General features: G+C 68.0%; 11 protein-coding genes. All 11 read left to right on the forward strand.

Annotated elements, in window-relative coordinates; translation table 11 throughout:
- Positions 1–22 precede the first annotated feature (22 nt).
- Entirely contained in the window at positions 23–346 is a 324-nt protein-coding gene (locus OXI49_08575; protein ID MDE2690553.1) for a hypothetical protein, read from the forward strand.
- Positions 321–2,774 carry a primosomal protein N' gene (priA, locus tag OXI49_08580; GenBank protein MDE2690554.1) on the forward strand — a complete coding sequence of 818 codons (2,454 nt, stop codon included), beginning with the start codon at positions 321–323 and terminating at the stop codon, positions 2,772–2,774. Before OXI49_08575 ends, priA begins: the two co-directional genes overlap by 26 nt.
- Positions 2,771–4,522, forward strand: coding sequence for a single-stranded-DNA-specific exonuclease RecJ (gene recJ / locus OXI49_08585; GenBank protein ID MDE2690555.1), 1,752 nt, complete (start codon positions 2,771–2,773; stop codon positions 4,520–4,522). Before priA ends, recJ begins: the two co-directional genes overlap by 4 nt.
- Positions 4,519–6,735: a hypothetical protein gene (locus OXI49_08590; protein MDE2690556.1), complete on the forward strand. Its 2,217-nt coding sequence runs from the start codon at positions 4,519–4,521 to the stop codon at positions 6,733–6,735. Before recJ ends, OXI49_08590 begins: the two co-directional genes overlap by 4 nt.
- Positions 6,732–7,475: an LPS export ABC transporter ATP-binding protein gene (gene lptB / locus OXI49_08595; GenBank protein ID MDE2690557.1), complete on the forward strand. Its 744-nt coding sequence runs from the start codon at positions 6,732–6,734 to the stop codon at positions 7,473–7,475. The genes OXI49_08590 and lptB overlap by 4 nt, the downstream gene beginning before the upstream one ends.
- 178 nt (positions 7,476–7,653) lie before the next feature.
- The gene (rpoN, locus tag OXI49_08600) at positions 7,654–9,213 is read left to right on the forward strand and encodes an RNA polymerase factor sigma-54 (protein MDE2690558.1); all 1,560 of its coding nucleotides are present in this window, start codon (positions 7,654–7,656) and stop codon (positions 9,211–9,213) included.
- A gap of 30 nt (positions 9,214–9,243) precedes the next feature.
- Positions 9,244–9,699: a PTS sugar transporter subunit IIA gene (locus tag OXI49_08605; GenBank protein ID MDE2690559.1), complete on the forward strand. Its 456-nt coding sequence runs from the start codon at positions 9,244–9,246 to the stop codon at positions 9,697–9,699.
- Position 9,700: 1 nt separating this feature from the next.
- Positions 9,701–10,588, forward strand: a complete 888-nt coding sequence (rapZ, locus tag OXI49_08610; GenBank protein MDE2690560.1) for an RNase adapter RapZ — start codon at positions 9,701–9,703, stop codon at positions 10,586–10,588.
- On the forward strand, positions 10,585–11,016 hold the full coding sequence (locus tag OXI49_08615) for a hypothetical protein (protein ID MDE2690561.1): 432 nt from the start codon (positions 10,585–10,587) through the stop codon (positions 11,014–11,016). Before rapZ ends, OXI49_08615 begins: the two co-directional genes overlap by 4 nt.
- Positions 11,013–11,282 carry an HPr family phosphocarrier protein gene (locus OXI49_08620; GenBank protein MDE2690562.1) on the forward strand — a complete coding sequence of 90 codons (270 nt, stop codon included), beginning with the start codon at positions 11,013–11,015 and terminating at the stop codon, positions 11,280–11,282. The genes OXI49_08615 and OXI49_08620 overlap by 4 nt, the downstream gene beginning before the upstream one ends.
- Complete coding sequence (ptsP, locus tag OXI49_08625; protein MDE2690563.1) at positions 11,279–13,048, forward strand: phosphoenolpyruvate--protein phosphotransferase; 1,770 nt, start codon at positions 11,279–11,281, stop codon at positions 13,046–13,048. Before OXI49_08620 ends, ptsP begins: the two co-directional genes overlap by 4 nt.
- The last annotated feature ends 9 nt before the right edge of the window (positions 13,049–13,057 follow it).

Below are 13,057 nucleotides of genomic sequence, written 5' to 3' on the forward strand. Positions count from 1 at the left end.
ACCGCAACGGGTTCGCGAGACGGTGACACGGCTCCTCGTCATCCTGATCGCCATCCTGCTGGCGTGGATGTGGATCGCGCGGATGATCCGCGGGGCGTTGCGGTCGCCCCGAGCTGCGGAAGCGCGTTCCCTGCTGAGGCTGCTGCAGGTTTTCCGGCGAACGGCAGGCGGCGGTCCGACCGCCAGCGGAGGAGCGCCGCGCAGCCGTGCCGCGACGACCTCAAGAGGCGGCCAGCCGAAAGCCCTTCTCCGATGCCGGCGCTGCGGAGTCCACGTGCCCGAGGCCCAGTTGACGGCCGGCGTATGCGGAAACTGCCTGAATGAGGACCGCACCGCCCACGATTGAGGCGGCCGAGTACGCTGCCGTCGCGGTTCCGCTGCCGCTGCCCGAACCCCTGACCTACAGGGTGCCGCAGCCGTGGCGTGCGCTTGCCCGGGTCGGAGTGCGCGTCCGGGTACCTGTCGGGCGGCGCCGGCTGGTCGGCTGGATCGTCGATCTGCCGGCGGCGCCGCCCGCCGGTCTGGACAGTGAACTACGATCGATCGAGTCGGTGATCGACTTCGAGCCGTTGCTGCCCGACGACTTGATGAGGCTCGCCGACTTCACGGCGTCCTACTACGCGGCGCCGATCGGCGAAGTGCTGAAGTCCCTGCTGCCGGGAGTGTTTCCTGCCTGGGGTGACCGCCGCGTGGAACTCACGAACCGCGGGGCGCTGGCCGATTGCCGCGATCCGGCGGACCGGGCGTTCCAGCGGTTTCTGCTGGAGCGGGGCCGGGTCGCCCTGACCGAAGTCTGGGACGAACTCGGCGACACCACACTGCCGGACCGGATCGATCGCTGGCGGGAAGGCGGACACCTTCGGATTCACGAGCCGGGCGGACGGAGCGCCCGCTACCGCCAGGCGGTCGAGCTGCCGCCGGGAGACCGCAAGAGCCAGCTCGACCGTTGCGGCCGCTCGCCGGCCGGCAGGGCGGTCGTCGAGTACCTGGCGGCCCTCGGCCGGCCGGCCACCATTCGGGAAGTGCGCGACGGAGTCGGTTGTTCGGCGGCGGTCGTGCGCCGGTTGGTGACGCTCGGCGTCCTCCGTTCCTTCACCCAGATCGACGCGATCGATCTGGGGCGCCATCGCCTCCAGGGGGACGCCGCGACGGCGCCGTTCGCGCTACGGCCCGATCAGGCGGCGGCCGCACGGGAACTCGTGGAGCAGGTCCGCAGCGGTCGCTTCCGGCCCTGCTTCCTGGGCGGGATGACGGGGTCGGGAAAGACGGAGGTGTATCTGCGGGGGGCCGCTGCCGCCCTGCAGGAGGACCGGTCCGTTGTCATCCTCGTGCCGGAAATCGCACTGGTACCCGCGCTGGCGCGCGCACTTCAGGAACGCTTCCACGACCGGGTCGCGATGCTGCACTCGAACCTCGGTAGCGCTGAACGACGCCAGGAGTGGGAGCGGATCCGCGACGGCGAGGCTCGAGTCGTGATCGGACCGCGGTCAGCGATCTTCGCCCCGGTCCGGAAGCTTGGCCTGATCGTCGTCGACGAGGAACAGGACGGCGCCTACAAGCAGGACACGCGGCCACGGTACAGCGGCCGGGACCTTGCTCTCGTGCGAGCTCGGACGTCGGCGGCGACAGCTCTCCTGGTTTCCGCGACGCCGAGTCTTGAAACCCGCCTGAACGTCGAGCGGGGTCGATATCGCGAGCTTCGTTTGACCGCACGGGTTGGCGTCGGTGCGCTTCCCGAGGCGATCCTCGTCGACCTGCGCAAGGAACCCGGTGATCGGCCTCGCCGGCCCGGCGACGTCGCCTTCTCGCGGCTGCTGGTCCAGGAGGTGGAGAGCAGTCTGCAGCGCGGCGAGCAGGTCATCCTGCTGCGCAACCGTCGCGGTTACTCGCCGCAACTGCTCTGCCGCGCCTGCGGCGAGAACATGCCCTGCGAAGACTGCGGCCTGCCGAAGAGCTACCACCGCCGCGAAGGCCGGCTGATCTGCCACTACTGCGGCGGCCACGCTCCGGTTCCGCGCGTCTGTCCCGAATGTGGAGAGGACGCGCTGCAAGCGATCGGGGCGGGCACGGAGCGGGTGGAGGAGGAGGTCCGGAAGCGGTTTCCGGAGGCTGCCGTGGACGTGCTGGACCGCGACACGACACGTCGCGTCGGAGGCGCCGCCGCGGTGCTCGAACGGTTTCGCTCCGGGCGCACCGAGATACTGATCGGCACCCAGATGGTCTCCAAGGGACACCACTTCCCGAACGTCGCTCTCGCGGCCGTGCTGGCCGCCGACTCCTACCTCGGGTTCCCGGATTTCCGCGCGGCCGAACGGAGCTACGCGCTTCTGACGCAGCTTGCCGGCCGCGCCGGTCGAGGCGAGCGTGCCGGCCGCTTCGTGATTCAGACATACCATCCAGACCACTACGCGATTCAGGCCGTCCTGAACCAGGACGACGAGGCCTTCGCCCACCACGAAATGCGCTTTCGCCGGACCTTCCACTACCCGCCGTTCACCCGCATGGTCCAGTTCGTCGTTCGCGATCGGAACCGTGATCGGGGCCGTTCCCGGATCGAGGAGTTCGCCGCCGCGGCCCGCAGGCACGAACTCGCTGCGCGGGTCCGCTTCTCCGGGCCCGCACCGGCTCCCCTGGAGCGCCTCAAGGGGCAATGGCGCTTTCAGTTCCTGATGCGCTCGGCAAACGGGGCGGAGCTGAGGAGTCTGGCCAGAGCAGTGGCGCCTGCGCCGGCGGCCGACCTCACGGTCGACGTCGACCCCCAGGACCTGATGTGACGGGTCGACCTGTCGTGGAGGAGAGACGAACGGACACGGTGGAGTGGCTGGAGAAAGCGACGCCCGGAGCAGCCGGGACGCTGGCGGAGGCGGGCTACGGCCTGCTGTCGGCGCCGCTCGCCCGTAGAGGCGTCAGTACGCCTTCGGAAGCCGACGCCTTCCTGACGCCCCATCGGCGCGGGCTCCACGATCCCTTCCTGCTGCACGGCATGGAGGAAGCGGTGGAGCGATTGCAGGCGGCCTGTCGCGACAGCCATACGGTGGCCGTGGTCGGGGACTACGACGTGGATGGCGTGACCGCCTGCGCTCTCCTCACCGCGGTCCTACGGGCGCTCGGAGCGCAGGTTGTGCCGATCCTGCCGAACCGTCTCACGGAAGGCTACGGCTTCCAGACGCTTCAGGTGGAGAAGGCCCACCTCGCCGGCGTTTCCCTGATCGTCACCGTGGACTGCGGAACGACTTCCGCCAATGCGGTGCTGGCGGCGATCGAACGCGGCATCGACGTGATCGTGACCGACCACCACGTGGTCGGCAGCGACTTTCCCTCGCAGGCGATCCAGATCAATCCGCTCCAGGACGACTGCGACTATCCCTTCCGGCACCTCTGCGGGGCGGGACTCGCCTTCAAACTGGCACAGGCGTTGCTGCGGCGAGGCGGTCGGCACGAGCCGCTGGCTGCTTTGCTGCGCGTTGCGTGCCTGGGGACGATCGCCGACGTCGTGCCACTGGTGGGAGAGAACCGCGTGATCGCCGCGCTTGGCCTGCGAGCCCTCTCGGAGGCGCGCTCACCGGGACTGCGGGCGCTGAAGCGCGTGGCGCGCGTCGCCGGCTCCGTATCGTCGACCGAGGTCGCGTTTCGCCTCGGACCGCGGATCAACGCCGCCGGACGGCTCGCCGACGCCGGCCTCGCGCTTCGCTTGCTCCTGACCAGGGATTCGGCGGAGGCGGACCAGCTCGCAGGCGAGCTCGACGCCCTGAACCGCAACCGTCAGGCCGAGGAGCGGAGGGTCGTCAAAGAGGCCGCCGACCTCTTCGCGGCCCGTGAGCCGCTGCCGGGGATTCTCGTGGCCTGGAGTTCGGAGTGGCATCGCGGTGTGGTGGGGATCGCTGCCGGACGTCTCGCGCGCGAGTTCCACCGGCCCGTGATTCTCCTGGGAGTGGACGGAGACGCCGGCACCGGATCAGGCCGGAGCATTCCGCATCTCGACCTTCATTCCTTCGTCGCCGGCTTTGAGCATCGGACGACCCGGTTCGGAGGTCATCCCCAGGCAATTGGCCTTTCCGTGGCGGTTTCCGAGCTACCGGACCTCCGGGACGCAATGGAGGAAGCCGCGGAGTGGCCGCCGGGAACCCTCGTGCGCCGGCGCGAGTACGAACTGGCGCTTTCCGCCGAACAGATCGGTTCCGATCTCTACGCGGAGTTGGCGCGACTGGAGCCGCACGGAGAAGGGAACCGGCGGCCCCTGATCCGGCTCGGTCCGCTCGAACGGCTCGGGCGGCCGCGTGAGTTCGGCCAGGGCCACGTCAAGCTGCGCGTCCGGGCGGCGGGCGGTGAGGGTTCGGAAAGGGGCAGCCCCGTCTGGTTGCTCGGATGGGGCTGGAAGGAGCGGGCGGCCGATCTCGACGGACGTTTCGAGGTTCTCGGAGCCGTGGAGTGGGATTCCTACCAGGGCGGCCCTGTTGTGAGAATCGAAGACGCCCGGCGGATCGGAAACCACCAGGTGCCGGAACGTAGAATGTCGCCATGACGCCGGACGCCCGTGACGAGCCCCAGGAGTCGACCTCCCTGGAGGCGACGTCCCCGGCAGAAGGGCCCGGCTCCGCCTACGGACCGAAGCGGCGCCGGGCACCCAACTTCGGCAGACGCAGGCAACTGCGCAACCGCCTGCTGAGGGCCGTGCTCCTGCTGGTTCTGGTTTCCGGCGTCGGCGGTCTGACCGCGATGTTCCTGCAGGGACGGGAGGAACGGGCCGCCGCCGACCCGGCGGTTGTCGCCGACGAAACCCTCGAGGCCGTTGAAGAAACGGAGGAGATCGCCGAATCCGCCCAGCTCAGCGCGGAGGAGTTCGAGTCGACGCTCGAGCGCGAGGGCATCGAGGTGTTCCGGATCCGCGGCGCTCAGACGAGTTCGGACGATCAGGGCAACGTTTACCTCAGCCAGGTCGAGGTCGACTACCCGCAAGGCGATGACCACTACTCGCTCCGCGCGGACCGCGCGACCTACAACGAGGAGACGAGCGCGACCCACCTCGAGGGCTCGGTTTCTCTCCAGGGGACCAACGGTCTGGCTGTCGATACCGACTGGATGGAGCTGGCCGAAGGGGGCATGGTCCTGACCGCGGCGGACGACAGCCGCTTCAGTTTCGAGGGTGTCACGGTTCAGGGTGACGACCTGCGGATGAACTTCCGCGAGGAGATAGCCCGTATGGGCGGCGGCGTTCGTCTGGTCGGCGCGGAGGAGTCCGACAGTGGCGTCGAGGCCGACCCATCCCCATCGCTCTCCCTGGCCGCCGAGACCCTGGAGTACCGTTGGCGCGAGGGAATCGTACGGGCGCTCGGCGGAGCCGGGATGGAGATCGGGCGCTTCACGCTGGCGGCCCGCTCGTTGACCCTGCATGAGGGGGAGGCCGGTGGCCTGGCTGGGCTCCAGGCGCGCGGTGAGATCGAGTTGAGGGCTCCGCTCGAAACCACGGAACCCGACGTCGAAGGCACTGGCCGTCTGGCCGGGGAATCCACCCTCGTCCTGCGTGGTGATGCCCTGGACGTCCGATTCGACGACGCCCAGTCTCCGAGCCGGATCGACCTGAGCGGTCCGGGCTGGGGCGGACCCGCCGTGTTGCGGATCGACTACGGAGACGGATCGCAGCGCCGCGTCCGGGCAAGGTTCCTCGAGTTCAGCTTCCTGGATGGCCTGCTGGCCGAGTTCTCGTCGCGGGGCAGGGTCGAGCTTCACGAACGCGTGCCGGACAGGGAACTTCCGCTCCGACAGGCATCGAGCGTCGTTGCCGCCGGACGCTTCGACGAGGTAGGTGTCCTTGTCGAACTGACCCTTGGGGGCAACGTAGAACTGACCGATCGAAGCGAAACGACGGTGTTCGCCCGCGCCGACGAGGCGATGATCGATCCCTCGACGCAACGCGTCGACTTTCGTGGCCAGCCCGCAAAGCTGGTTCTCTCCCAGGGAGAACTCGAAGGCAACAGGGTCCTCTTCGACCAGGGGAACGGATGTGCCGAGGCGAGTGGAGGAGTGCGCCTCACGCTCGACGGCAGCGGCGACGCCGGCGCTGGCGCACTGCCCTTCGGCGGAGCCGCTTCCGATGCCGGTGCCTCGGTCATCACGGCCGGTGAAGCGGTGCTCTGCGAAGCGGGTGAGAGCCGGTTTCGCGACGGCGTGGAGGTGCGACGCGGCCCCGACCTCCTCGCGGCGGCCCAGTTGCGCATCACGGAGGACCGCGGCCGGATGGTCGCGAACGGTGACGTGCGGACTGTCTGGCACTCCCGGCCGCTGGCAGAAACCGCAACCGTCGGCGAAACCGGGACGGAGGGCGCGACAGAGCGGTGGTCGATCTCCGCGGCCCGCATGAACTACGACGAAGACCGGGGAGAGCTGCGTTACAGCGGAGGGGCCGCTGCTGTTCTGGGCGAGCAGAATCTGGAGTGCGACGAACTGACGATCGAAGCGATCCCCGGCGACCAGGACACCGCGAGGGCGGGAACCGAGGCGCAGACGCTCTTCTGCCTCGGCAGCGCTCGGCTCGACGACGCCGGTTACGGTCGCTCAGTAGAGGCGAACCGTGCCGTCTACGCCTTTACCGAGCGGGTGATCCGGTTCTCCGGCAACGTCGTGTTCCGTGGGGGTACGGACGAGTTGCGGGGACCCGGCCTGAACTACTGGATCGACGAGCGCCGCTACGAGATGAGGCCGTCCGGCAGTGCGGCTGCCGGAGCCGCCGGCCCGTGACGGAACCGTCCGCATCCCGCCACCGCATCCGCACCCAGGACGTGCGGAAGGTGTACCGGGGCAGGCCCGTCGTCCAGGACGTGTCGATCGAGGTCGCCCAGGGAGAGGTCGTCGGGTTGCTCGGGCCCAACGGCGCCGGCAAGACGACGACCTTCTACATCGTCGTCGGACTGACTCGACCGGACCAGGGCCGGGTGTTCTTCGATGACACCGAGATTACCGACCTGCCCATGTACCTCCGGGCGCAGCAGGGCATCAGCTATCTCCCGCAGGAGCCATCCGTGTTCCGGCGACTGTCGGTCGAAGGCAACCTCCGCGCCGTGTTCGAGACCCTCGGTCTTCGCCGCGCCGAGCAGCGGCGCCGGATGAACCAGCTGATCGCCGACTTCGATCTCGTCGCGGTGCGGCGCTCAAGGGGGAATCAGCTCTCTGGGGGCGAACGACGTCGCCTGGAGATCGCCCGCGCGCTGGCGATCGGCCCCAGCTTCATCCTTCTCGACGAGCCGTTCGCCGGAATCGATCCGATCGCCGTTCTCGACATCCAGGCGATCGTGCGTCAACTTCGGGACATGGGCATCGGGGTCCTGATCACCGACCACAACGTCCGCGAGACCCTCAGAATCACCGACCGCGCCTACATCATCAACGACGGCAGGATCCTTCGCACCGGCACTCCGGCGGAGTTGTCGGCGGATGAAACAGTCCGCAAGATCTACCTCGGCGCCGAGTTCAGTCTCTGAGGGCCGGCACCTGCCGCGGTGGTGATACCGTCGGCTTGGCATTACTTTTGCTGGGATGGACAGGCCGGCACACAGTTGCGGCAGAGCGGAAGAACGAGCCGCTCTTCGCAGCTCGACACGACCGATTCCCGGAAGACTCCACCGCCCCAAGGACCGCCCCATTCGGTAAGCGATCATGGTGCTCCAACAGAGGCTCTCGCTCAAGCTGGCCCAGCGGCTGGTGATGACGCCGTCCCTGCAGCAGGCGATCAAGTTGCTGCAGATGACGCGGCTGGAGCTTCAGGGCGTCCTCAACCAGGAAATGGTGGAGAACCCGATGCTCGAGGATGTCGGGGACCAGGAAGACTCCGAAGACGCAGAGGAACAGGGCCCGGAAGAAGAGCCGTCGATGCTGGACATCGATCTCGACGCCTACTTCAACGACTACCTGGGGTCCGAGTCGACCGCCCCGAACACCTTCGAGACGAGAGAAGCTGTTCCCTTCGAGAACAGCATCAGCCGGGATCCGGACCTCTACGACCACCTGCTCTGGCAGTTGCGTTTTTCCGATGCGAAGCCGCCGCTACGGGACATCGCGGAACTGGTGATCGGGAACCTGGATGCGGACGGGTTCCTCCGTGCCTCGATCGAGGAACTCCAGCTCCTCGGTGCCCGACCCGCTGAGGTCGAGCGCTACCGGGCGGAGGTCACGATTGCCCGGGAGATGGCCGAGGCCTTCTCGGCCAACCACTCCGGAAACGGAAACGCCGCCGCGGCGCCGGGGAACGAAGGGACGGAACCCGGACACGATCCCGTGCCGGTACCCGGATATCCGGCCGAGTACGTGAACCGCGCACTGGACCTGGTACGGACCTTCGATCCTCCGGGGATCGCCTGGGGCACGCTGCCCGAGTGCCTGCTGGCTCAACTCGAGGCCCGGGGCGAAACCGGGAGCCTGGCGTATCGCATCGTCGATGAGTGCTGGGAACTGCTCGCGCGGCGCCAGTTTCGCCTGATCGCGCGACGTCTCCGCATGCCGCTGCCGGCCCTTGAGGCGCCCGTGGAGGCGATCAAGGCCCTCGAGACCCGTCCGGGCCGGCTCTTCTCACACGAGCGTACGGAGTACGTCGAGCCGGACGTCGTCGCCGTGAAGACGGGAGGGGAGTGGGCGATCCAGTTGAACGACGACGGCCTGCCGAAGCTGCGTATCAGCCGGGCGTACCGGACGATGCTGCAGCGCATTCAGCGCGAGGAAGGCGAGGCCGAGGCCCGTGAGTTCCTGAAGGACAAGATGCGTTCAGCCATGTGGCTGATGAAGAGCCTGGACCAGCGGCAGAGAACGATCTACAAAGTGGCGGAGTCGATCCTGCGACAGCAGCGTGGTTTCTTCGACCACGGCATCGACGAACTACGCCCCATGGTCCTGCGCGATGTTGCCGACGACATCGGAATGCACGAGTCGACGGTCAGTCGCGTCGTCTCGAACAAGTACATCCATACGCCGCGGGGTCTGTACCCGATGAAGTTCTTCTTCCACAGCGGCATCGACTGCGACCAGGGAAGGGAGATCTCCTCCTTGACGGTCAAACGGAAACTCCGGCACCTGATCGGCGACGAGGACGGCCGCAGACCGCTCTCCGACTCGGCCTTGACGCGACAACTCCAGCGGGAGGGGATTAACATCGCCCGGCGCACAGTCGCCAAGTACCGGGATGAACTTGGTATTCCGTCATCGAACGACCGCAAGCAGATTTTCTGAGACGAGCTGAGAGGGAACGGCGGAGCGACGATGGATCTGGCAAGCTTGGCGAAGCCGCAACTCATCTTCCCGGACTTCGAGGCCAAGAACCGGGACGGCGCCCTGCGCGCCCTGACCGAGCGCATCTGTCGGATACTCGGACTGGCGGATCCGGACGTCGTCCTGTCGGCGCTGCGCGAGCGGGAAGAGCTGGGCTCCACCGCGCTCGGAGACGGCCTGGCCGTGCCCCACGGACGGATCCGTGGCTTGCGGGACATCGTGCTGGCGGTCGCGATTTCGCGGCGGGGCGTCGACTATGGCGCCGAGGACGGCCGGCCGGTGCGGGTCTTCTTCGTCCTGCTGTCGCCTCAGGAGAGCGCCGGCCGCCATCTCAAGGCGCTTGCGGCCGTGTCGGAGTGGATGAACCGTGGCGGCCGGGAGCGCCTGCTCAAGGCGAGAAAGCCGCAGGAGATCTACGAGCTACTGTGCGCCAACGGGCGTGTCTGAGTTGCCGGTTCGCCTGTTCGTCATCACGGGGCTTTCCGGCTCGGGCAAGAGCACGGTGGCCCGCTGCTTCGAGGATCTGGGCTATCACTGCATCGACAACCTGCCGCTGCCCCTGCTGCGCCACCTCGTCCGCGAACCGGCCGCCGCCGCACCCTCCCTCGATGCGATCGCCCTGGTCACGGACGTTCGCACTCCCGGTCTGGCCGAGGAGTTACCCCGACTCCTGGACGAGGCGGATCCGGCAGTAGTCGAACCGGTACTCCTGTTCCTCGACAGCTCCGACGGCGTCCTCGTCCGGCGCTACTCGGAGACCCGGCGGCGTCATCCCCTGACGACGGCGGGGGAGCGGGTCATCGACGGCATTCGCCGGGAGCGCCGGCAACTCGCCGAGCTGCGGGGTAGAGCCTCCCGGGTTCTTGACACGACGGATTCGACCATTCACGAACTTCGAGCCCTCATCTACAACGAGTTCGCCGCCAGCGACGCCGGCGGACTGACGGTCAACATCGTCAGTTTCGGCTTCAAGTTCGGCGTTCCTTCAGGCGCCGACCTGATGTTCGACGTCCGATTCCTGCCGAATCCCTACTTCGTGGCGGAGTTGCGGGAGAAGCCCGGCACGGACGCGGAAGTCCAGCGCTTCCTGCATGGACACACGGCGTTCGGCGAACTCGTCGGTCGCCTCGAGGATCTCCTCGCCTACCTCCTGCCCAGGTTTCGCGACGAGAAGCGGAGCTACCTGACAGTCGGGATCGGCTGTACCGGCGGCCGGCACCGATCGGTTGCGGTCTCCGAAGCCGTGGCGGATCGTCTCGCGGCGGGTTCCTGGCAGATCCGCCTGCAGCATCGCGACGTCGAGCGGCACCGGACAGCCGCCATCGCCGACCCATGACAGTCCCGGTCCTCATCGTTTCGCACGGCAACCTGGCCCGCGAGTTGCTCGCATCCGCGAAGGCGATTGCCGGCCAGCACTCGAGTGCCGGCAACGCGCCGATTCACGCGCTCTGCGTCGACTGGCGCGCCAGCCGGGAGCAAGCGGCCAGCCTGATCGAAGCCAGGATCCGCCAGCTCGACCAGGAGCATGGTTCGGGCGTACTGATCCTGACCGAGATGTTCGGCGACACTCCCTGCAACAGCGCTCTGCGCGCCGCCGGAGTGGCCAGGGCCGCCGTGGTTACCGGCGTCAACCTGCCGATGGTGCTCGGCCTGTGCTGCGGCGCTCCCGATCTGGACCTTCCGGATCTCGCGGACTGGACCTGGAGCAACGGCCGCAAGAGCATCCAGCTGGCGGCGACCGGTCTGGCGCGGCCTGCCAGATGAGAGAGCGTGTCGTCGAGGTCGTCAACGAGCTGGGGCTTCATGCCCGGGCCGCGGCCAGGCTTGTGCATAGGGCGAACCAGTTCCAGTCGAGCGTGGTCCTGCGTGCCAACGGTCGCGAGACCGAGGCGAAGAGCATTCTCGGCGTCCTGCTGCTCGGTGCGGGTCCCGGCGCCAGGCTCACCATCCGCTGCCGCGGCGAGGACGAGCACGCCGCCATGGAAGCCCTTTGCGATCTGATCCGGGCCCGCTTCGGGGAGGAGGCTTGAACGGGCCGTCCGGCACGCCGACCGTCCAGGAGACGCTGCAGGGAGCGGCCGCCGCCCCGGGCGTCGCGATCGGGCCGGCCGTGTGCCTTCGCGGTCACGGTGTCCAGGTCCTGCGCGTGCCGGTCCGCAGCCACGACCTGGACCGGGAGGTTGAACGTTTCCGCGCCGCCGTGAGGGCCGTCGAGGTCGAGCTGGAAGCCACCGAAAGCCGGATAGCGGAAACGTTCGGCAGCGATCTGGCGTCCATCTTCCATGCCCATTCGGTGATCCTGCGAGACTCCTCCTTTGCGCGCAGGATCGATCAGACGATTCGGGAAGATCGAGTCAACGCCGAGTGGGCGGTACAGGCGGTAGCCGACGACCTCGGCGAGAAGTTCGCACAGGTCAAGAGCCAGCATCTGCGCGAGCGCGGCGAAGATCTGCGCGACGTCACCCGCTACCTTCTGCGCGCCCTGGCCGGCAAGAAGAGCAGCCCCGGCGTCGGCGTGGATTTCGATCGGAGTGTCGTCGTCGTCAGCCACGAACTGACGCCGGACGAGGTGCTGCGCCTGGGCCGTCGCGGCGCCGTGGGCTTCGCGATCGAGGTCGGAGGTGCCAACTCCCACACGGCCATCGTCGCCCGCGCACTGGACGTTCCCCTGGTCACCGGCATCGTGGACATCACGAACCGCGTTGCCGATGACGATCCGGTGATCGTCGACGGGGAAGAAGGACGCTTCACGCTGCACCCGACGCCTGAGACCCTCGAGCTCTACGGGGTCCTACAGCGCCGCCGCCGGCAGAAGGAAGAGGTGCTCACGACGGCGGCGAGAAAACTCCCGGCAAGAAGCCGCGACGGCGTCGGAGTCGAGCTGCTCGCCAATGTGGAGATCCCCGAGGAGTTCGAGGACGTGCAGCGCTTCGGTGCGGCCGGCGTCGGTCTCTACAGGAGCGAGTTCCTCTACCTCGAGAAGAGTCCGGATCTGCCCACGGAGGAGGAGTACCTGGCCGTCGTCAGGGGGCTCCTCGAAGCTCTGGCGCCTCGGCCGGTGGTGGTCCGTACGCTCGACCTGGGCGGAAGCAAGACTGCGCGCGGCCTTGACGAGCTGGAGGAGGAGAACCCGGTTCTTGGTCTGCGCGGCATCCGGCTTACTCTGGCTCGCACCGACATCTTCCGCAGCCAGTTGCGTGCCCTGTTTCGCGCGGCTGCTTTCGGCAATCTGCGCATCATGGTTCCGATGGTGACGGCGGTGGAGGAGATCCGGGCGCTGCGCAGCCTCTGTGCGGAAGTCTGCTCGGAGCTGACGGCCGAAGGAACCGACCACCGGCGGGACGTCGAGATCGGCGCCATGGTCGAGGTGCCGGCGACGGTTCTGATCGCCCGTCAACTCGCCGCCGAGGTGGACTTCCTGTCGATCGGCACGAACGACCTGATCCAGTACGCGCTGGCGGTCGACCGGACGAACGAGCAGGTGACCAGCCTCTACCAGCCCTTGCATCCGGCCGTTCTGAGCATGATTCAGCTCGTCGTCGAGGCCGGCCGGCGCCAGAGGGTGCCGGTGGCCCTCTGCGGCGAAATGGCCGCCAGCCCCGAGTGCGTGCCCTTGCTGCTTGGCCTGGGCCTGCGTGAACTCTCGATGAGTCCGCGGAACATTCCGCTGGCCAAGGAGGTCGTCCGCACGGTGGACATCGGCGACGCGGAGGAGCTCGCCAGACGCTGTGTCGCCGCATCGACCGCCGGCGAAGTCCGGGAACTTCTCGCCGGGGCTCACGCGTCCGCGGTCTAGGGACGGCGC

Source organism: Acidobacteriota bacterium (assembly GCA_028875725.1).
Lineage (GTDB): Bacteria > Acidobacteriota > Thermoanaerobaculia > Multivoradales > Multivoraceae > Multivorans.

Coding starts and splice junctions, on each gene's coding strand:
- priA (MDE2690554.1), top strand. CDS start 321: ATGAGGACCGCACCGCCCACGATTGAGGCGGCCGAGTACGCTGCCGTC.
- OXI49_08590 (MDE2690556.1), top strand. CDS start 4,519: ATGACGCCGGACGCCCGTGACGAGCCCCAGGAGTCGACCTCCCTGGAG.
- OXI49_08605 (MDE2690559.1), top strand. CDS start 9,244: ATGGATCTGGCAAGCTTGGCGAAGCCGCAACTCATCTTCCCGGACTTC.
- OXI49_08615 (MDE2690561.1), top strand. CDS start 10,585: ATGACAGTCCCGGTCCTCATCGTTTCGCACGGCAACCTGGCCCGCGAG.
- OXI49_08620 (MDE2690562.1), top strand. CDS start 11,013: ATGAGAGAGCGTGTCGTCGAGGTCGTCAACGAGCTGGGGCTTCATGCC.